The 19816-nt window shown below is 42.7% G+C and carries 20 protein-coding genes and 1 pseudogene; 6 read left to right on the top strand and 15 right to left on the bottom strand.

Annotated elements, in window-relative coordinates:
- Nucleotides 1–269: 269 nt before the first annotated feature.
- The 10 genes and pseudogenes from ACWPVL_RS09630 to ACWPVL_RS09585 all read right to left on the bottom strand — a co-directional run bounded on the left by ACWPVL_RS09630 (nucleotide 270) and on the right by ACWPVL_RS09585 (nucleotide 6811).
- A complete protein-coding gene (locus ACWPVL_RS09630) occupies nucleotides 270–476 on the bottom strand; it encodes a hypothetical protein (RefSeq protein WP_454388539.1) in 207 nt (68 codons plus the stop codon).
- Between the two features lie 55 nt (nucleotides 477–531).
- Nucleotides 532–747: a hypothetical protein gene (locus ACWPVL_RS09625; RefSeq protein WP_005591792.1), complete on the bottom strand. Its 216-nt coding sequence runs from the start codon at nucleotides 745–747 to the stop codon at nucleotides 532–534.
- 225 nt (nucleotides 748–972) lie between these two features.
- The gene (locus ACWPVL_RS09620; RefSeq protein ID WP_454388536.1) at nucleotides 973–1509 is read right to left on the bottom strand and encodes a GNAT family N-acetyltransferase; all 537 of its coding nucleotides are present in this window, start codon (nucleotides 1507–1509) and stop codon (nucleotides 973–975) included.
- A 28-nt stretch (nucleotides 1510–1537) separates the two neighbouring features.
- A complete protein-coding gene (locus ACWPVL_RS09615; protein ID WP_221760745.1) occupies nucleotides 1538–1624 on the bottom strand; it encodes a CD1845 family protein in 87 nt (28 codons plus the stop codon).
- Between the two features lie 159 nt (nucleotides 1625–1783).
- Nucleotides 1784–2077 (bottom strand): annotated as a pseudogene (locus ACWPVL_RS09610) (transposase); the annotation flags it as partial.
- A 727-nt stretch (nucleotides 2078–2804) separates the two neighbouring features.
- Entirely contained in the window at nucleotides 2805–3242 is a 438-nt protein-coding gene (gene nusB / locus ACWPVL_RS09605; RefSeq protein WP_181951229.1) for a transcription antitermination factor NusB, read from the bottom strand.
- Nucleotides 3235–3624, bottom strand: coding sequence for an Asp23/Gls24 family envelope stress response protein (locus ACWPVL_RS09600; RefSeq protein WP_005591787.1), 390 nt, complete (start codon nucleotides 3622–3624; stop codon nucleotides 3235–3237). Before ACWPVL_RS09600 ends, nusB begins: the two co-directional genes overlap by 8 nt.
- A gap of 30 nt (nucleotides 3625–3654) precedes the next feature.
- Nucleotides 3655–4215, bottom strand: coding sequence for an elongation factor P (gene efp, locus ACWPVL_RS09595; RefSeq protein WP_045500742.1), 561 nt, complete (start codon nucleotides 4213–4215; stop codon nucleotides 3655–3657).
- A gap of 61 nt (nucleotides 4216–4276) precedes the next feature.
- A complete protein-coding gene (locus tag ACWPVL_RS09590; protein WP_454388533.1) occupies nucleotides 4277–5338 on the bottom strand; it encodes a M24 family metallopeptidase in 1062 nt (353 codons plus the stop codon).
- 66 nt (nucleotides 5339–5404) lie between these two features.
- The gene (locus tag ACWPVL_RS09585; RefSeq protein WP_454388531.1) at nucleotides 5405–6811 is read right to left on the bottom strand and encodes a Cof-type HAD-IIB family hydrolase; all 1407 of its coding nucleotides are present in this window, start codon (nucleotides 6809–6811) and stop codon (nucleotides 5405–5407) included.
- A 66-nt stretch (nucleotides 6812–6877) separates the two neighbouring features.
- Between ACWPVL_RS09585 and ACWPVL_RS09580 the strand changes: the two genes are divergently transcribed.
- Nucleotides 6878–7840 (top strand): asparaginase, encoded by a 963-nt coding sequence (locus tag ACWPVL_RS09580; protein ID WP_454388529.1) that lies wholly within the window; start codon nucleotides 6878–6880, stop codon nucleotides 7838–7840.
- 315 nt (nucleotides 7841–8155) lie between these two features.
- Here the strand turns inward: ACWPVL_RS09580 and ACWPVL_RS09575 are convergent, their stop codons facing one another.
- The 4 genes from ACWPVL_RS09575 to ACWPVL_RS09560 are packed head-to-tail and all read right to left on the bottom strand — an operon-like array spanning nucleotide 8156 to nucleotide 12175.
- On the bottom strand, nucleotides 8156–8413 hold the full coding sequence (locus ACWPVL_RS09575; RefSeq protein WP_039975732.1) for a DUF896 family protein: 258 nt from the start codon (nucleotides 8411–8413) through the stop codon (nucleotides 8156–8158).
- 20 nt (nucleotides 8414–8433) lie between these two features.
- The gene (gene glyS, locus ACWPVL_RS09570) at nucleotides 8434–10473 is read right to left on the bottom strand and encodes a glycine--tRNA ligase subunit beta (RefSeq protein ID WP_454388526.1); all 2040 of its coding nucleotides are present in this window, start codon (nucleotides 10471–10473) and stop codon (nucleotides 8434–8436) included.
- A gap of 2 nt (nucleotides 10474–10475) precedes the next feature.
- Nucleotides 10476–11393, bottom strand: a complete 918-nt coding sequence (gene glyQ / locus ACWPVL_RS09565) for a glycine--tRNA ligase subunit alpha (protein ID WP_002893545.1) — start codon at nucleotides 11391–11393, stop codon at nucleotides 10476–10478.
- 20 nt (nucleotides 11394–11413) lie between these two features.
- Nucleotides 11414–12175, bottom strand: coding sequence for an elongation factor Tu (locus ACWPVL_RS09560; RefSeq protein ID WP_314042486.1), 762 nt, complete (start codon nucleotides 12173–12175; stop codon nucleotides 11414–11416).
- 580 nt (nucleotides 12176–12755) lie between these two features.
- Between ACWPVL_RS09560 and ACWPVL_RS09555 the strand changes: the two genes are divergently transcribed.
- The 5 genes from ACWPVL_RS09555 to serS all read left to right on the top strand — a co-directional run bounded on the left by ACWPVL_RS09555 (nucleotide 12756) and on the right by serS (nucleotide 17456).
- Entirely contained in the window at nucleotides 12756–13745 is a 990-nt protein-coding gene (locus tag ACWPVL_RS09555) for a PTS sugar transporter subunit IIB (protein WP_062006203.1), read from the top strand.
- A 44-nt stretch (nucleotides 13746–13789) separates the two neighbouring features.
- Nucleotides 13790–14593, top strand: a complete 804-nt coding sequence (locus ACWPVL_RS09550; protein ID WP_454388523.1) for a PTS mannose/fructose/sorbose transporter subunit IIC — start codon at nucleotides 13790–13792, stop codon at nucleotides 14591–14593.
- Between the two features lie 18 nt (nucleotides 14594–14611).
- The gene (locus tag ACWPVL_RS09545) at nucleotides 14612–15523 is read left to right on the top strand and encodes a PTS system mannose/fructose/sorbose family transporter subunit IID (RefSeq protein ID WP_045500727.1); all 912 of its coding nucleotides are present in this window, start codon (nucleotides 14612–14614) and stop codon (nucleotides 15521–15523) included.
- Nucleotides 15524–15593: 70 nt separating this feature from the next.
- The gene (locus tag ACWPVL_RS09540; protein WP_005591777.1) at nucleotides 15594–15965 is read left to right on the top strand and encodes a DUF956 family protein; all 372 of its coding nucleotides are present in this window, start codon (nucleotides 15594–15596) and stop codon (nucleotides 15963–15965) included.
- Nucleotides 15966–16178: 213 nt separating this feature from the next.
- Entirely contained in the window at nucleotides 16179–17456 is a 1278-nt protein-coding gene (serS, locus tag ACWPVL_RS09535; RefSeq protein WP_314042481.1) for a serine--tRNA ligase, read from the top strand.
- Nucleotides 17457–17742: 286 nt separating this feature from the next.
- Here the strand turns inward: serS and ACWPVL_RS09530 are convergent, their stop codons facing one another.
- On the bottom strand, nucleotides 17743–19701 hold the full coding sequence (locus ACWPVL_RS09530) for a peptide ABC transporter substrate-binding protein (protein WP_454388520.1): 1959 nt from the start codon (nucleotides 19699–19701) through the stop codon (nucleotides 17743–17745).
- Between the last annotated feature and the right edge of the window lie 115 nt (nucleotides 19702–19816).

Genomic DNA, 19816 nt, shown 5'->3' with positions numbered 1-19816 from the left:
TATGTATGATTTCAGATTCCTTTCATACGAAATCCACCACCTCTCTCTTTGTTGTTTAAGTTGATGAAACTAAAAATTTCTTTAGGCTCATCAAAAAAGCATTTCTTGCATAAATCTTTTCTTTAAAAGTATTTTTTAATGCAGTCCAATCCCTGATTACTTTTTGATCTCATAATCATTACCGTTTTCCTTAGCCTATCGCCTGCATCCAATAGCACTGTTCGTTTTTTAGAAAGATAAGGTTTTCCCAAATTCTAAAGGAAATCAAACTAATCTACATAGAAAAATCTTCTATAAATTCGCGCAATCGTTAAAATTATGATTAAAAGTATAGCTATTATAGACAATACTATTTTCCAAAAACTTATTTCCGAACGGATTATAAAAATGTGAAAGAGAGGTGCCAATCCTACACCTATAGCAATTAGATAACTAGCAAAGTTTATGGCACCAAGCCCTGCAAAAAAATGTTTCATTTTAAATACCTAACTTTTTAACTTTCATTTTATAGTGACTCTCTCTAAATCAGTTTCATTGCTTACTTCTCACCTTTTCAAAGAAATTTGATAGTAAATGTACTCCACTGAGGGCTATTACTATGTCAATTGGTAAGAAATAGTAATCCCATATAAAATGAGACAAAATCAATGATAGAAATAGAATACAATCAATATAACTATTCTTAAAATGTTCTGCGATTTTATGATATAGAAATGCAATAATAACTGAAATCAAAACAATCGTCATGCTTATCCTCCTGTAATCTGCAAATAATCCTTGTATTCACCTGCTCTAAGCTATTCCTCTTCTTGGAATTTTTCAAGTACCTTAAAGCTCTTAATAATACAAACTATTAGATACTCCCTTGGGGCGATCTCATATCCAAACATAATAAATGCAACACTGACCATTATTAGCATTATCTTTAAGATAGTCATTAAGCACCGCTCTATTGCAATTCCAACTTCTAATTTAATCTATTCTTTTTTCAAGCCGAAACATTCCGTCTGGAAATTGCTCATCAAATTCCTTAACATCCGCTTCTGGCTCATTTGGGTCAGGATGAAATTTATTAAAAAATTCAACAATATGAAACCCACATCTATTTACATAAAAATGTATATTACGCTGCTCAAAGTATGGTGTCATAGTCTCCCAAATTTTGACTTCTGGATGTAACTTTTCAACTTGACACCAGGCAGCATATCCAACTCCCTTACCGTGAGCATCTGGGGAAACGAATAGCAGGTCTAAACTTCCTTTTTCTCCATCAACTTTAATTACAGCACCGCCAACTTTTTTCTCTTCAAGAATAATACGATAAGCCTTTCCGTGGTCAATGGACTGTTCGATGGTCTCTCGTGAAATGATTTGACCATCTTCTTCAAAGTGGTTATCTCTACACCCAAACTCCTCCAAAGCCCCGTAGTTAAAAGCTTCCTGATTGTCCAAAATAAACAGCTCTCGGTCATCTTCTTCCATCAAACATAACTGTATATCTTTTTCCATTTCAACACACCTACAACCTCTAATTTGTCTACACCGCTTTAATCTTCTCATTTATCAATTCAATAAAAGCGATCACAGTCGCTCCTATCATCGGAAGACCATCAGGACTAAATATGTATTCTACCTATTATACCATTCTTATTACTTTATTTTATTATTTCTTACAAGCTTTTAGATAATTGTAGATACATTCTATAATTTTATGTAAACGCTCAACTAGAGTTACGAAGTGTTAAGCAAATAAGCTTTCAAGGGTGTCAGAACATTTCCAAGTGTCATCGCGACGTCCATAAGCGGGGATCAAAGCTGGACTAAAGTTCCCATTACGATCTCTTGGAATGGTTAACTGAACAGTCCCATATTTGGTTTCAAATTTCTGTGAATAGGTTCCGTTACGACTATTTCCAGTATGATAGCCTACTTTATCGTAAGGCTCATACCCTAAAAAGGCTGATAACTCCGCTTGAAGCAGATCATTCATGGCTGTTTCAAGAGAAGAACGGCAACATTCATCAATATCTTGCTGTTGGGCTAGGAAGTTAAGTAGTTCTGTGGTAAACTGAGTCATATGAATAAATCTCTTTCTAGTAATGTTTCGCAACTCTACTATAACGGATTTATTCCTTTTTTGTGTTTACACAACTTATTTTACACTACCACTATACAAAAACAGACAGGAACTTTTTCAACATTATCAAGTTTACTAGCAATTTAAATTTCCCCACATAGCCGTATTCAATCCAAAGTTCCCCCTCAAAAACTCTCTTCTGAAGAATTACTCTTTAGTCGATTTTCTCTTATCTCTTTCTTTTCTTACTTAGACTGACTAGACCATTCCTCATCTCTAAAAGACCTAGTAAAAATCGTAAGAAACGAAAGCGATTCATCCTATAAATAGAGATGAAAAGCACATTCGAGGTCTAGATTGTCATGAAGCTATAGGAAAAGTGAATAGCTAAGGCCTAGATTACCATGATTCTATAGGGAAAGTGACCAGACGAGACCTAGGTTACCATGAATCTATAAGAAAAATGACCGGCCGAGGCCTAGGTTACCACGAATCTATAGGAAAAGTAAGCAGCCGAGGCCTAGGTTACCATGATTCTATAGGGAAAGTGACTAACCGAGACCTAGATTGCCAGGAATCTATAGGAAAAGTGAGCAACCGAGGTCTAGGTTACCAGGAATCTATAGGAAAAGTAAGCAGCCGAGACCTAGGTTTCTATAATGGAAACTTCTTAAGCATTATCAGCAACTACAACTATCAAAAACCAAAAAAAGCTGAGACAATCGTCTCAGTCTTTTTCTTCTGTTATAAATTGGCTTAAAATACCATTGATAAACTTACTTGATTTTTCATCAGAGAATTGCTTGGAAAGTTCAATAGCTTCATTGACCGCTACTCGCTCAGGAGTATCAAACTCTGTGATTTCAAAGATGCCTAATCGCAGGATATTCTTTTCCACCAAGGTCAGACGCTCAACTGTCCAGCCTGCTTTCAAGTGCTGGGCGATTTTCTTATCTAATTCTTCCTTGGATTGAGATACTCCTGTGACCAAGTTGAGTAGAAATGCTGGGATATTGACTTCAGCATCTGTCTGCTCTTCGTCCTTATCATAAGTATAGGCAAAGCGACAAGACTCAATGGCATCCCCTTCATACTCTAGGCTCATCAAGGCCTGAAACGCCCGCTGGCGTAGCTCTCTTCTAGATTCTAACAAAACATCAGTCATTGAGGAAATCCTCATCAAACAGATCTTTCAAATCTGGTTTTGGTGATTTTTCTGGAACAATACCTGCCACATGGATATTGACAGCAGACAGCTCCACTTCAGCCATATCGCTTACAGCGCTTTTGACTGCTTTTTGGATTGCAACTGCAACTGTTGGTACACTGATACCGTACTCCAGATAGAGGTAGATATCAACTGATATGTCGCCACTTTCATCCGTATGTAGCGCAACACCGCGTCCAAGCGTACGCATAGAAAGGCTATCTGACATGCTTTTATTTGCAAAAGAATGAACGCCCTCTACCTTAGCCGTAGCAATGGCAATAATTTTTTCCAAGACTCGTGGCGCAATAACGATTTCGCCTAATTGTTCGTTTGCCATAAGAATTCCTTTCTATATGAAAGATTGAAATTACGCACGAGAAACGTAAGTTCCTTCGGCTGTATTGATGACCAATTTTTGTCCAACTTCGATGAAGTCTGGTACATTGACAACAAGACCTGTTTCAAGAGTTGCTGGTTTACCAGAACCTGTTACAGTAGCACCCTTGATAGATGGTTGTGTTTCTGTTACCACCAATTCAACAGTTGTAGGTACTGTCACACCGATCACTTCTGATCCGTAGAATTGGATTTTCACATCTGAGTTTTCAAGGATGAATTTCAACTCGTCCTCTACATTAACGACTGGAATTTCGTATTGGTCATAAGTCTCAGTATTCATGAAATACGCAGTACCATCCATTTGGTACAAGTATTGTGCTGGTACTGTTTCGATGATAGCTTGTTCAAATTTTTCTTCTGGACGGTAGCTAGTCTCAAATGTAGAACCAGTACGAACATCACGCAATTTCATACGCATGATAGTATTTCCCTTACCTGGTTTGTGGTGACTTGCTTCCAAGACACGGATCAATTTACCATCAGCAGTTTCAAAAGTCATTCCAGCTTTCAGCTTGCTTGCTTCAATCATTTGTTTTTTACCTCTTTAATAAATAATTTACTCTTTATTCTACCATAAAGCTTGATAATTCTCAAATCACAATCAACTCTTTTGGAGCGAGGGTCAAGACCTCACAACCAGTCTCTGTGATCAGAAGGTCATCTTCGATCCGAACGCCGTATTTGCCATCCAGATAGATACCCGGTTCATCTGTCAGAACCATGCCAGCCTTGATCGGCTCTTCTGACTTACCAAAGTAAGGAATCTCATGGATATCCAGCCCAATTCCGTGGCCAATTCCGTGGCTAAAGTAAGGACCATAGCCTGCGTCGTTGATAATTTGACGAGGAATCCGGTCAAAATCAATACAGCTGAGTCCAGCTTTAGCCGCTTCTATCAGAGCCTGATTACTACGCAAGACAATGTCATAAATCTCCCGCTCTTCATCTGTCACTTGCCCCACATGAACAGTCCGCGTCATATCGCTGACATAGTGGTTGTAATAGCAACCAAAATCCATGGTCAGGGTTTCACCATTTTGAATAACCTTGTCACTGGCCACACCATGTGGCATAGCAGAACGGTAGCCCGAAGCGATGATGAAGTCAAAAGAGGCACCTGAAGCACCTAGCTGGCGCATGCGAGCATCCAAAAAGTTCATAACAGCCAGCTCTGTCGTCTGACCAGGCTTGATAAAGTCCAGCACGTCTAGGAAGGCTTGATCAGAAATCTGACAGGCCTTGCGAATGGTCGCGATTTCTTGCTCATCCTTGATCATGCGCAGATTTTCGATAAAACCTGTCATCGGCACCAACTCATGACCAGCAAACACACTTTCCAGCATCTTGAAGTAAGCATAGGAAATTTCATCATCAAAACCGATTTTTGCCAACTGATCGTCTGCAATGATTTTAGCAATTTCTCCAACTGCATCCCGCGTTTCAACAATATCAAAGCCCTCAACCACGCCCTTGGCAATCAAGGTATAGCGAGAATCCGTCAGGAAAATCCGACGTGACTTGCTGATGAAAACCGTCGCTTCTGTGCCACTAAAACCAGTCAGATAGTAAATATTTTTCAGATTGGTTACTAGGACAGCATCGCATTCTGTCTGAGCCAAGGCTGCTTCAAATTTTTCAACTCTTGATAACATGAGAAAACCTCCGTAAAATAATTCGATTGAGTATCGTAAAATAAAAATTCTGCTGATGAAGAGTCGCTACTCTTCGTCTTTTGTTTCTTTTTGCGCCTTTTCCACATTACGCTGATAAGCCTGAATCTGTCGCTCCAACTCCCGTTCGATCGCTGGTTCTGGCGCATATTTTTCTTCCCAGTCATCTGGTTTGAGGATTTTATGGGTTACTGGATCAAAATGCGCTTTTCCATCTGGGAAAATTTTCCCCATATTGGCCTGATGGACAATATCGAAAATCCGCTCAGGATCAACTCCCATCAAGACAAAGCTACCGTAAGTAAAGTAGAGCGTATCAATCAGAGCATCCACTTGACCAACTAAGGAGATTTCTGCCTTGCTCTTGCTACGAACCTTGGCAGCAGCCTTATCTAAAGCCTCGTGCATTCTGGCCATCGACTGATCAAATTCTTCCTCTGAAGAGCTGGCAGCTCTGAGAAATTCAACCAACTCTTCCAACTTGAAGTCAGCACGGTGCCGAGCTTCCTCTGGTGTCCAAGCGATGGGTTCTTCCTGCGTAGACTCATCCATGACACCATGGAAAGTCTTGACCTTATTGAAGTGGTGATCGCGAGACACAAAGACTTTCTCACTCGCTAAAATACCAAAATGTTCTAGTGCCCGATGAATCCCGTCCTGACTATTGCTGCTAGTCGTATGCTTGGCTACTTCCTTGACAGAGCTGGTACCATTCCCCATGGCAATAGACAAACCAACTCCCGACAGCATTTCCAAGTCATTGTCAGAGTCGCCGAAGGCCATGACCTGATGGATATCAAAGCCATACTCTTGACCGACTAGACGAATGCCCTCTAGCTTGGACATCCCTTGATTGATGATGTCCGCTGCATAAGGACTAGAACGAGTAAATTTCAAATGTGGAAAATCTGCTTCAATCTTTGCACTCTCAACTGGATCCGCCAAAATCAGCACCTGGTAAATAGGCTCTTGGATCAATTTCAACAGGTCTTCTTCATGCTGAGGCAAGGCCTTGCTCACAATCTTGTTAAAACCATGGCTCACCGTCCGAGTCATCTTCCTAGGAATAAACTGGGTAGCCCACTGTGAAAAAGAACTCATACCAAAGGTCATAATTTTTGAACCTTGCATGGCCTGTTCTGTCCCCAAGGAAATCTCTTTTCGGTGCTCCTTGGCATAGGCAATCAGATCACGCAGGCTCTGCTTATCAATCGGTGTGGCAGAAATGACCCTGTCTTTTGAAAAAATATATTGACCATTGTAGGTGACAGCAAAGTCTAAATCCAGCTTATCCATAAAAGGCTTGACAAAGAAGGGGCCCCGACCTGTTGCTAAACCGACCAAAATCCCTTGTTCCTGCAAACTCTTAATGGCAGCTTCTGTCGATTTCAAGACGGTTCGACTGTCATTAATCAAGGTTCCATCTATATCAAAAAAGACGGCTTTTATTTCCATTGATTTTCTCATTCTTTCCTTTTATGATACAATAAATTATAACACAATTCACGGAGAAGCTCATCTATGAATAAGCAAATTTTAGTTTTACATACGGGTGGAACCATTTCCATGCAGGCTGACGGAAGTGGTGCCGTCAATAGTAGCCAAGACAATCCCATGAACCATGTGGCTGTTCCTTTAGATGGTATTGAAGTGACGGTGGTTGATTTCTTCAATGTTCCCAGTCCTCACATCACTCCCCAGCACATGCTCGACCTCTACCAAAAAATCAAAGCTGACGCTGACCAATACGACGGTGTGGTCATTACCCACGGAACCGATACTCTGGAGGAGACTGCCTACTTCCTTGATACCATGGACCTGCCTGACATCCCTGTCGTTTTGACCGGAGCTATGAGAAGTTCAAATGAACTTGGTAGTGACGGAGTTTATAACTACCTGACTGCTTTGCGGGTGGCCAGTGACCAGAAAGCTCGTGGCAAGGGTGTCCTAGTCGTCATGAATGACGAAGTGCATGCTGCCAAATATGTCACTAAAACCCACACCACCAACGTCAGCACCTTTCAAACTCCGACGCACGGTCCTCTAGGCCTGGTCATGAAACACGAAATTCTCTATTTCAAAACAGCAGAACCTCGCGTCCGCTTTGACCTGACTAGCATTTCAGGGCTGGTACCCATCATCCCAGCCTATGCCGGTATGAAAACAGAACTGCTTGATATGCTGGATTGGCAAAAGCTAGACGGTCTCATCATCGAAGCCTTTGGCGCAGGCAATCTGCCAAAAGAAACTGCGGAAACATTAACAGCGATGGCAGAAGCTGGTCTCCCCATCGCTCTCGTTTCACGTTGTTTCAACGGCATTTCTGAGCCTGTCTACGCCTACGAAGGTGGCGGTGTCAAGCTACACCAAGCCGGAATCATGTTTGTCAAAGAGCTCAATGCACCGAAGGCTCGCATCAAGCTACTGATTGCCCTCAATGTCGGCCTAAGTGGTCAAGCATTAAGAGACTATATAGAAGGATAAAAAACCAAGCTTGTCTACTCGCTTGCTAGGCATTATTTCTTGATTTTCCTTTATAAATGCTGTATCCCTCGATATAAAATTCATAAATATTCTTAGCCTTAAGCTAAGTTATAAATTCAAAAAAAGAGTCTGGGACAAAAGTCCTAGACTCTTCAATTGTCTTTGGATTGTAGAGCAAGACGCAGTGGTTGAGTGGGCTCTACTACGCTGATTTCATCAGCTTTTACAGCCCTACTCAACTGTGCGGAGGTGGGACGACGAAATCGAATTCTAACGAATTACCGATTTCTGTCCCACTCTCTCTTTTTCTTGTTTTTATGAATTTGGATCATCTAGACTGCGGCCATGAAGACCTTTCTCGCGCTGAACTTGGCGCAATTTTTCAGGCGTCACATCATTGCCGTCCTCATCAACGATCTTGATGCCTTCAATGTGATGGCGAACAGAACGGCGGTAGCCTTCGATGTACTCTTCACGAAGCTTGGCTTGTTCCACTTTTTCCTCAGCAGTTAGGCCTTCGGTTTTTTTCTTTTTAGCCAGTTCGTTGATGCGTTCAATTTTTTTAGGATCCATGATTCTACCCCTCTTACCTTTTATTTGGTATTAATCTGATTAAACTGAGCCATTTGTCCCGCCTTGGCTGTCAAAGAAGCTAGGAGAGCTAGGCGATTGTTACGCACAGCCTCATCTTCTGCCATGACCATGGTATGGTCAAAGAAAGCGGCAATAGCTGGACTGAGGGCAAAAAGTTGATCCAGATTAGCAGCTAAGTCTGCCGTCAGCTCCACTTTTTCAATGGCCGCAGCCAAGTCTTTTTCCTCTTGATTTTCAAAGAGGGCTGGATTGACAGCTGTCTGCCCTTGGGCTTTCTCAGCTAGATTGAAGACTCGAGACAGGCTTTCTACTGCTGACTTGAAGTTGTCTTCCTGAGCTTTTTCTGCTAAAAGCGCAGCAGTTTCTACTAAATCGCGTACGACAAAGTGAGTGCTTTGAAGAACAGCCGTCACGATGTCTTTCGGAATGCTGCGGTCCATCATTTTCTCAACGCGGGCACGGAAGAAGTCTAGCACTGCCTCTTGATTTTCATAACTTAGGCTATCAAATTTCAGTTCGTAAAGTCGGCTAACCAACTGAGCCAAATCAATGTTCCAGCCAAACTTATCCAAGATACGCACAACACCCTGAGTCGCACGGCGCAGCGCATAAGGGTCATTAGATCCGCTCGGAATCAGTCCAACAGAGAAGAAGGACAGAATGGTATCCAGCTTATCAGCCAGAGCCAAGACGGCTCCGACCTTGGTGTCAGGCAATTCGCCATCGGCTGAAGTTGGCATATAGTGCTCCCGAATGGCAGCTGCCACTGCAGCATTCTCACCAGCCAGAAGAGCATACTTCTCACCCATGATACCTTGCAGCTCATCAAATTCCCCAACCATGCCGGTCAGCAGGTCAAACTTATAAATAGCCGCTGCACGAGCCAAGTCAGCTGTCTCATCAGCATCCAATCCTGCTTCTTGCGCTAAGAGAGCAGCAATCTTGCCAGTCCGCTCCATGTGCTCTGCCAGAGAGCCAATCTTTTCGTGGAAGGTCACATTGCTCAGCTTTTCAACCAAGTCGGCAATAGCTAGTTTTTGGTCTTCCCGCCAGAAGAATTCCCCATCTTCCAGACGAGCCACCAAGACTTTCTCATTCCCCTTGATAACATTTTCCAGATGCTCTGCATTTCCGTTGCGGACAGAGATAAAGTGTGGCAAAAGCTTGCCTTCACTATCGCGCACAACAAAGTAACGCTGGTGCTCTTTCATAGAAGTTACCAAAACTTCCTCTGGCACCTCTAAGTATTTAGCATCAAAATTACCTAGGAAAGCAGTTGGATATTCTACCAGATTCAAGACTTCATTAAGCAAGTCTTCGTCAATCTCAATAGAAACCCCGTGCTCCTGCTCTAACGCCCGAATCTGCTCGATAATCATCTTTTCTCGTTCAAGAGGATTGGTAATGACAAACTGAGCCCGCAAGTCATATTCATAGGAATTTGCTGAAGAAATCTCCGTTTCTTGACCCAAGAAGCGATGGCCACGGCTAGTACGGCCGCTCTTGATGTCCAAGAAATCCAAATCAAAGGCCTGCTCATCTAAGAGCACAGTCAAGGTGTGGACCGGGCGGATGTATTCAAAGGTGTTGTTGGCCCAGTGCATGCTGACAGGGAAGGTCAAAGCTTGCAGAACTTCCGTCACTGCTGGGATGATTTCCTCTACAGGGCGACCGATTTCTTCCTTGGTCACATAGACATATTCTTCCCCTTTGATTTCACGGAAAGTAATGTCCTCAACCGTCAAGCCCTTGCCACGGACAAAGCCTTCTGCAGCCTTGGTAAAGTTGCCATCTGCATCCAGAGCAATTTTCTTAGAAGGGCCTTTGAAATCTTCGGTCAAATCAGACTGCTTGTCTGCCAAGCCAATCACGCGCACCGCCAGACGGCGAGGCGTTGAGAACATTTCAATTTTCTCAAAGGTCAGACGATGGTCTGTCAGGAAGGCTCCCATCTTGTCGCGCAGCTGCTTCATGCTCGGAGTTACGACATAGGCTGGCATTTCCTCCAAACCTAACTCGACTAATAAATTTTTTACCATGATTATTCTCCCTCCTCTGCCAAGAGTTTCTCGCGAGTCTCTGCATCCAAAAGTGGATAGCCCAGACGCTTGCGCTCAGCCACAAAGGTCTTAGCGACAACACGAGCTAGATTACGAATACGGGCGATATAGCCAGCCCGCTCTGTCACAGATACGGCTCCACGCGCATCCAAGAGGTTAAAGGTATGCGAGCATTTGAGAACATAGTCATAGGCCGGGTGCACCAGATGCTCGTCCAGACAGCGCTTGGCTTCCGCTTCAAACTTCTCAAAATTCCCCAGGAGCAAGTCTTGGTCGCTGACCTCAAAGCTGTACTTGGAATGCTCGTACTCAGGATGAGTGAAAATTTCACCGTACTTAACGCCATCAGCCCACTCAATGTCGTAGACTGAGTCCACTTCTTGGATATAAGAAGCCAGACGCTCCAGACCATAAGTCACCTCAGCGGTCACTGGCTGAGTTGGCAGACCTCCGACCTGCTGGAAGTAAGTGAACTGAGTGATTTCCATACCATCCAGCCAGACTTCCCAGCCCAGACCAGCTGAGCCAGTTGACGGATTTTCCCAGTTATCCTCAACAAAGCGAATGTCGTGCTCCAGCGGATTAATCCCCAAAAGCTCCAAAGACTGCAAGTAAAGTTCTTGGATATTGCTTGGAGAAGGTTTCATAACCACTTGAAATTGATGGTGCTGGTAAAGACGGTTCGGATTTTCTCCATAGCGTCCATCTGCTGGCCGGCGAGACGGCTCTACATAAGCCGCATTCCATGGCTCTGGCCCAATAGCCCGCAGGAAGGTATAGGGACTCATCGTTCCCGCCCCCTTCTCATTATCATAAGCCTGCATGAGCATACAGCCCTGGTCATTCCAGAATTGCTGTAAAGTCAAGATAATTTCCTGAAAAGTCAATTTTTTAGACATTTGTTACTCCTTTTGTTTGTTTATATCTCTTTGTCTATTATTTTCTGTTCTATGAACCAATCCAACAAGGGAAGTGTTTTATCTGTGTTTGCCCACCGATGATAAGAATCAAAGACCGCTTGCACGCTGCCTAGATTTTCTACTAGCTTGTCAACTGTCAAAAAACTGCGCCAGTATTCGTAAAAAATACTAGCATAATTCCCTTGATAAGTCGAAGTACCGAAATCATTCAATGAGTGCCAACCGTGCTTTTTCTGAAAGAGCTCAACAAGAGACTGATTACAAGCTTTTTCCACTCGAAATTCCTCATCTGTAAAGAAATACTTGCGGCTAATATACTCAACCATCCCTTCTTCAAACCAGATATAGGCACCGTATCCATCAAAGTCATCTAAAAAATGCTCCGACCAATGAGCTAACTCATGGCCCACAATCTGCAAGAGAGAATTTTCAGACAAAGACTGATAGTGGTTTGCTATTGCTTGAGTTTGGTGAGAGGTCTCGTAATTCTCCAACTGAAGGAGATACAAATCTTTCCAAACCGTCAATTCGGGAGTCATAACCATCCGCCTATCATTTGTATAGGCTGGTACAGGAATTTCCCGAATGATCTGCGTAGCAGAATCAAAATCGGACCAAATGATGGCTTGCGGCAAGTCATAAACCGCAAACTCGTCTTTTAAAAATGTTAGATAATCCTGCAACTTTGCGGAATTCTTTGCGACGAAATCTTGAAAAGCTGCGAATTGGTTCTCGTCTTTTACAAGATAAAAGTTCTCCACGAATCTCCTTTCTTTCGAACAATAGGTTCAGTACGCAAAAGAACCACATCCGACAGTCCTAGGCTATGCGACCTAGGGGCGTCAAGACGCGGTTCCACCCTAATTTATTACTTCATTACGTTTAAAAATGTTTATCGAAAGCGCCATCTGCACTGCTTCCCTATCCGGCTCCCACCAACCCAGACTCGCTAAAAAGTAGACAATGAGAATTCTTTCTAGAAAAGATTATAGCAGAAAATAGATGATTTGTAAAATACTTCTTGAGATTCAGCTATAAATTCTTCCTATATAAATTTGCTTTCTATCAATCTAGTAGATAAGCATTTTCATAGAAATTTTCAACAACTTTCATATATTAACCTAGTTACATTGATAATCTAATCTTCATCTAATTATTTAGTGAGAAGAAAAGATCAAAAAATGCTGATATAACAGCGTTTTTCACTAGAAATGGAATTTGAAAATGATTGCCGCTTCGATTCAGGTACTTGCATTTTTCATGAAAACGTTTTATAATAATAGTTAGCCTTAAAGTTTTCTTAAACTTAAGTCAAACATTTTATAAGGAGGAAAAACAATAATGAGTATTGGAATCATTATTGCCAGCCACGGTGAATTTGCTGCCGGCATTCATCAGTCAGGTTCTATGATTTTTGGTGAGCAAGAAAAAGTTCAAGTTGTAACTTTCATGCCAAACGAAGGTCCTGATGATCTGTATGCAAAATTCAATGACGCTGTGGCTTCGTTTGATGCGAACGATGAGGTATTGGTCTTGGCTGACCTTTGGAGTGGGTCACCATTTAACCAAGCTAGCCGTGTCATGGGTGAAAATCCAGACCGCAAGTTCGCGATTATTACAGGTTTGAACCTGCCTATGCTAATTCAAGCCTACACAGAACGCATGATGGATGCAAACGCTAGCGTAGATGCTGTCGTTGCAAATATCATCAAGGAAGCTAAGGAAGGCGTCAAAGCTCTGCCTGAAGAGCTGAATCCAGTCCTAGAAAGCGCTGCTCCTGCTGCTGCACCAGTTGCTCAATCAGCTATCCCAGAAGGAACCGTTATCGGAGACGGCAAGCTCAAAATCAACCTTGCTCGTATCGATACTCGTTTGTTGCATGGACAAGTTGCAACAGCTTGGACTCCAGATTCAAAAGCAGACCGTATCATCGTTGCTTCTGACTCAGTAGCTAAGGATGAACTTCGTAAAGAACTCATCAAACAAGCTGCACCTGGTAATGTTAAAGCAAACGTTGTTCCAATTGATAAACTGATTGCTGTTTCAAAAGATCCACGCTTTGGTAATACGCACGCTCTTATCTTATTTGAAACTCCGCAAGATGCCCTACGCGCTATCGAAGGCGGTGTGCCAATCAAGACTCTCAACGTCGGCTCAATGGCTCACTCAACTGGTAAGACAATGGTCAACAACGTTCTATCAATGGACAAGGACGACGTGGCAACTTACGAAAAATTGCGTGATCTCGGAGTTGAATTCGACGTACGTAAAGTACCAAATGACTCTAAGAAAGATTTGTTTGACTTAATTAACAAAGCCAACGTTCAATAATCTGAAACGTTTCGCTCTCATATTATTATGAAAGGATTTAAAACATGTCTATTATTTCTATGGTTTTAGTAGTCTTTGTTGCCTTCTTAGCTGGTCTAGAAGGTATCTTGGACCAATTCCAATTCCACCAACCGCTGGTTGCTTGTACCTTGATCGGTCTTGTAACTGGTAACTTAACTGCTGGTGTTATCCTTGGCGGATCTCTTCAAATGATCGCTCTTGGTTGGGCTAACATCGGTGCTGCCGTTGCTCCTGACGCTGCCTTGGCTTCAGTTGCCGCTGCCATCATCATGGTTCAAGGTGGAGATTTCACTGACAAAGGTATCACAGTTGCAACTACAATCGCGATTCCTCTTGCCGTAGCTGGTCTCTTCCTTACTATGATTGTGCGTACTATCTCTGTTGCCTTGGTTCACGCTGCAGACTCTGCTGCTAAAAAAGGCGACTTTGCTAGCGTTGAACGTGCGCACTTTGTAGCTCTCCTTCTCCAAGGACTTCGTATCGCTATCCCTGCAGCCCTTCTTCTTGCTATCCCTGCAGAAGCAGTGCAAAAATTGCTTGCTATGATGCCTGATTGGTTGGCAGGCGGTATGGCTGTCGGCGGGGGAATGGTTGTTGCCGTTGGTTACGCTATGGTTATCAACATGATGGCAACTCGCGAAGTATGGCCATTCTTTGCTATCGGTTTTGCTCTTGCTGCTGTTAGCCAATTGACTTTGATTGCCCTCGGTGCTATCGGTGTAGCAATCGCCCTTATCTACCTCAACCTTTCTAAGAAAGGCGGAAACAGTGGTGGCGGTTCTGCTACATCTAACGACCCAATCGGCGATATCCTAGAAGACTACTAAGAAAGGAGCTGCTATATCATGACTGAAAAAATTCAATTATCTAAATCAGACCGTCAAAAAGTTTGGTGGCGTTCTACTTTCTTGCAAGGTTCTTGGAACTATGAACGTATGCAAAACTTGGGTTGGGCTTATTCTTTAATTCCAGCTCTCAAGAAACTTTACACTAAAAAAGAAGATCAAGCTGCTGCTCTTGAGCGTCACTTGGAATTCTTCAATACTCACCCATACGTTGCTGCTCCAATCATCGGTGTAACACTCGCCCTTGAAGAAGAAAAAGCAAACGGTGCAGAAATTGACGATGCAGCTATCCAAGGGGTTAAAATCGGTATGATGGGACCTTTGGCTGGTATCGGTGACCCAGTCTTCTGGTTCACAGTTCGTCCGATCCTTGGAGCACTCGGTGCATCTCTTGCTCTGTCAGGAAATATCATCGGCCCACTCCTCTTCTTCGTTCTTTGGAACGCAATCCGTATGGCCTTCTTGTGGTACACTCAAGAATTGGGTTACAAGGCTGGTTCTGAAATCACAAAAGACATGTCTGGTGGTATCCTCCAAGACATCACTAAAGGTGCTTCAATCCTCGGTATGTTTATCTTGGCTGTTTTGGTAGCACGCTGGGTAAACGTTAGCTTTGCGCTTCAATTGCCATCTACAAAACTCTCTGAGGGAGCTTACATCAACTTCCCTAAAGGTGCTGTAACTGGCGAGCAACTTCAAAAAATCTTGGGTGATGTTGCAGGCGGATTGAGCTTGACTCCTGAAAAAGCAAATACCCTTCAAGGACAAATTAACTCTTTGATTCCAGGTTTGATGGGACTTCTCCTTACCTTCCTCTGCATGTGGTTGCTTAAGAAGAAAGTTTCTCCAATCACAATCATCATCGGACTTTTCGTTGTTGGTATCGTTGCCCGCCTTATTGGTTTGATGTAATTAAAAAGAAGGTTTCGGCCTTCTTTTTATTATGGTATAATAGCTATAGTATTTAAAAGGGAGATGTTCTATGGCGCAATCGCAAAATAAATCGATTGAATTTCAAACGACAGGGGTTTCCTATCTGGGTTTAGGTGGCAAGGTTGGGAAGTTTTTAGTTGGTGATGTTGCACTGGAATTCTACGCTGATGCTAATGTAGAAGACTATATACAGCTACCTTGGTCTAGCATCCAGCAGATCGGTGCCAATGTCTCTGGGAAAAATGTCAGCCGCCATTTTGAAGTGTTTACAGACAAGGGCAAGTTTCTCTTTGCCTCCAAGGACACTGGAAAGATTCTCAAAATTGCACGGCAACATATCGGGAATGAGAAAGTCGTCAAATTGCCTACTTTGATTCAAACAATTGGCCAATTCTTTAAAAATCTATTTGCAAAAAAATAGAAAATCCTGTATAATCTAGGAAACGGATAAGTAAGACTATCGCTTCTTTCAGAAAGTCTGCGGGTGCTGCGAGCAGATAGGAGCCTAGTGTGAAATTCTACCGTTGCAATACAACTACATACATAATCAAGTGCACACCTGTGAAGTTGGATGGAACCGCGGCCTAGCCGCTCCAACAGTCTCCTCGGTGTGCTTTTATTTTTTGGAGGTTTTATGTTAGATTTAAAACGTATTCGGACAGACTTTGATGCTGTCGCAGAGAAATTAGCTACCCGTGGTGTAGCAGCTGATGTGCTCAATCAAATGAAGGAAATTGATGAGCAAAGACGTGATTTGTTGGTAAAAGTAGAAAATCTCAAAGCCGAACGCAACACCGTTTCTGCAGAGATTGCCCAAGCCAAACGCAACAAAGAAAATGCAGATGACAAGATTGCAGCCATGCAAAAACTATCTGCTGAAATCAAGGACTTAGATGCTACTTTAGCTGACTTGGATGCTAAGTTAACCGAGTTCACTACAACCCTACCAAACATTCCGCACGATAGCGTGCCAGTCGGAGCAGACGAGGATGACAATGTAGAAGTCCGCCGTTGGGGTACACCTCGCCAATTTGACTTTGAAGCTAAGGCTCACTGGGATTTAGGCGAAGACTTGGACATTCTGGACTGGGAACGTGGCGCAAAAGTTACTGGGGCCCGCTTCCTCTTCTACAAGGGCTTGGGCGCTAGACTAGAGCGTGCTATCTACAACTTTATGCTAGACGAGCATGGCAAAGAAGGCTATACGGAAGTCATCACTCCCTATATGGTCAACCATGACTCTATGTTTGGTACTGGCCAATATCCTAAGTTCAAAGAAGATACCTTTGAGCTAAGCGATACTAACTTCGTTCTGATTCCGACTGCTGAAGTTCCGCTGACCAACTACTATCGAGACGAAATTCTAGATGGCAAGGAATTGCCAATCTACTTCACAGCTATGAGCCCATCTTTCCGCTCTGAAGCTGGTTCTGCTGGTCGTGACACGCGCGGTCTGATCCGCCTGCACCAATTCCACAAGGTTGAAATGGTGAAATTTGCCAAGCCAGAAGAATCTTATGAAGAGCTGGAAAAGATGACTGCCAATGCAGAAAACATCCTGCAAAAGCTCAATCTGCCTTACCGTGTCGTTGCTCTTTCTACTGGCGACATGGGCTTCTCAGCTGCTAAAACCTACGACTTGGAAGTCTGGATTCCAGCGCAAAATACCTACCGTGAAATTTCTAGCTGCTCTAACACAGAAGATTTCCAAGCTCGTCGGGCACAAATCCGCTACCGTGACGAAGCAGATGGCAAGGTCAAACTCCTCCACACTCTCAATGGATCTGGTCTGGCTGTCGGACGCACAGTGGCTGCTATCTTAGAAAATTACCAAAACGAAGATGGCTCTGTAACCATTCCTGAAGTCCTACGTCCTTACATGGGTGGCTTGGAAGTCATCGCACCAAAATAAACAATGAAAGGTCCGAAACAAATCGGACCTTTTCTTATTCTAGTTGAGGAGAAATCCAACAGTTCAGAAAGAGAAACGAAATATAGGATTTTCTACTTTAAAAGAGAGTGGGACAAAAGTCCTAGCCTCTCAATTGTCTTTGGATTGTCGAGCAAGGCGCAGTGGTTGAGTGGGCTCTACTACGCTGATTTCATCAGCTTTTACAGCCCTACTCAACTGTGCGGAGGTGGGACGACGAAATCGAATTCTAACCAATTACCGATTTCTGTCCCACTCTCCTTTTCTTTTACTTAACGTGACTTGCTAACTCTTCTTGAGCTTTTTTAGTTGATTCTTCTTTTTCTTTTTCCCATTTTTTCAAAGCTTTTTGATAATCAGCTACTGTCAGAACCTTATCTTGAAGCTCCATTCCCTTAAATACATAGACATCACCCTTGATACCTACATAAGAGTAGGCTTTGGTAAATGGTACGACCTTTTGAACCATTGGTGAAGCACCTGCAGAAATAGATGGGATCACAATAGAACTATCTGTTAACCAAGCCTGCGCTGCTGCATATTTCGTATAGCGAGCATTGGTATCTTGCTTTTCTGCATCTGCCTGATCCAAAAGCGCTTTGTAGTCCGTTAAACCAACCTTGGAAGCAAGGTCTTGGTTTTGGCCTTTTGTCAGACCAATATTGTCCAAGATATCCCCTGTCTCTGGGTTAAAGATATTCAGATAAGTCACTGGATCTTGGTAGTCTGCTGACCAACCAGACATGTTGAGGTCATAGTCCTTTTGGGCAGCTGTTTCTGCGAAGTAAGTAGAGTTATCAAAATCGTCTGATGACATTTGATGTACGTCAATCACAACGTTTTCTTGGCCTAGAGCTGCCTCAACAGATTGTTTGAAGGAATTGGTCCGCTGCACCATGATTTTATCAGTTTGGTCAACTGGTACATCTAGATGAATTGGGAATTCAACTCCCTGGGCTTGCAAAGCTTCTTTGGCTTTAGCAAATTCTGCCTTGGCCTTTTCTGGGTTGTAAATGCTATCTTGGGCATCAGCTAATTTGACACCTTGCCATTCATCCCCATAAGAAGCCAACTGTGATTCAACGACATCTGAGAAGTCCTTGCCATCTACTTGTACAAAACTAGGAGGGACAAGCAAGCTTCTGATAATTTTCGTTGCTCCTTCATTACCATTCATCTGGGCACCAAAGGATTTACGGTCAAAAGCGAAGTTAATTGCTTGGCGGAAGTCCTTATTTTGAATTGCTTCTTTGCTGGCAGCTTTTTGGGCATCTGTCTTAGAAGTGTGGCTATAAGCCTGACGATTCAAGTTAAAGGCATAGAAATAGCTAGTTGAATTTTGTGGAGTAAAGATGATGTTGTCTTTGTATTTCTTTTCTACTGATGCGTAGTTTGAGCTAGTCGGATAGAGACGAGCTTGTGTGTAAGCACCATCAGTAAAGTTACGGATCAATGACTCCTGGTCAGAACCATCGTAGTAAGTCAACTTGACATCTTCAATCTTCACATTGTCCTTGTCCCAATAGTTTTGGTTTTTAGAATATTCGATAACAGACTTAGAAGTAAATGACTTTAATACATATGGACCATTGTAGAGGATACCGGAAGGTTTCACGGTACCAAAGTCTTTGCCTTCTTTCTTCAGAAATTCTTCGTTAATCGGGAAGAGAATGCCCATGGTTGTCTTAGAATTCCAGTAGCTTTCTGGCTGATTCAGAGTGTATTGAACTGTATAATCGTCGATCGCCTTAACACCTACAGTAGAGAAATCATTGCTTTCTCCTTTGATATAAGCATCTAATCCCTTGATAGAGTTTTGCACGATTGGTAATGCTTCTGATTTTTCATCTGCAGCGTGCTTAAGCCCTGTTACAAAGTCTTGTGCCTTGACAGCAGCATACTCTTCACCTTCTGCTGTGTACCATTTAGCGTCCTTACGCAACTTATAAGTATAAGTTAGGCCGTCTTTGGACACAGTCCAGTCTTCAGCCAATGAAGGAACAAGATTCCCATATTGATCATTTTCTAAAAGACCGTCGACCAAATTGGCAATAACGTCAGAAGTGGAGGAACGATTGGAGTTTACATAATCCAATGTATCTGGATCTGTATTATAGACATAAGAATATGTCTTTGCCGAGCTGGTGCTTGACTTGCCACAAGCAGCTAAGAACAGCGCTGATGCTGCAACCAAACCAGTAATAGCCAACCATTTAGATTTTTTCATGAGCAAATCTCCTTCTTTAGATTATGTATTATTATACATCATTTCTAGACAAATACAAGTCTTATTTAAGAAAATTTTAAAATTCTATGCATTTTTCTTATTTTTATTGAAACAA

Source organism: Streptococcus sp. Marseille-Q8145, assembly GCF_965112035.1.
Note: the sequence above shows the minus strand (reverse complement) of the source record. Positions and strands in the feature narration are given on the sequence as shown.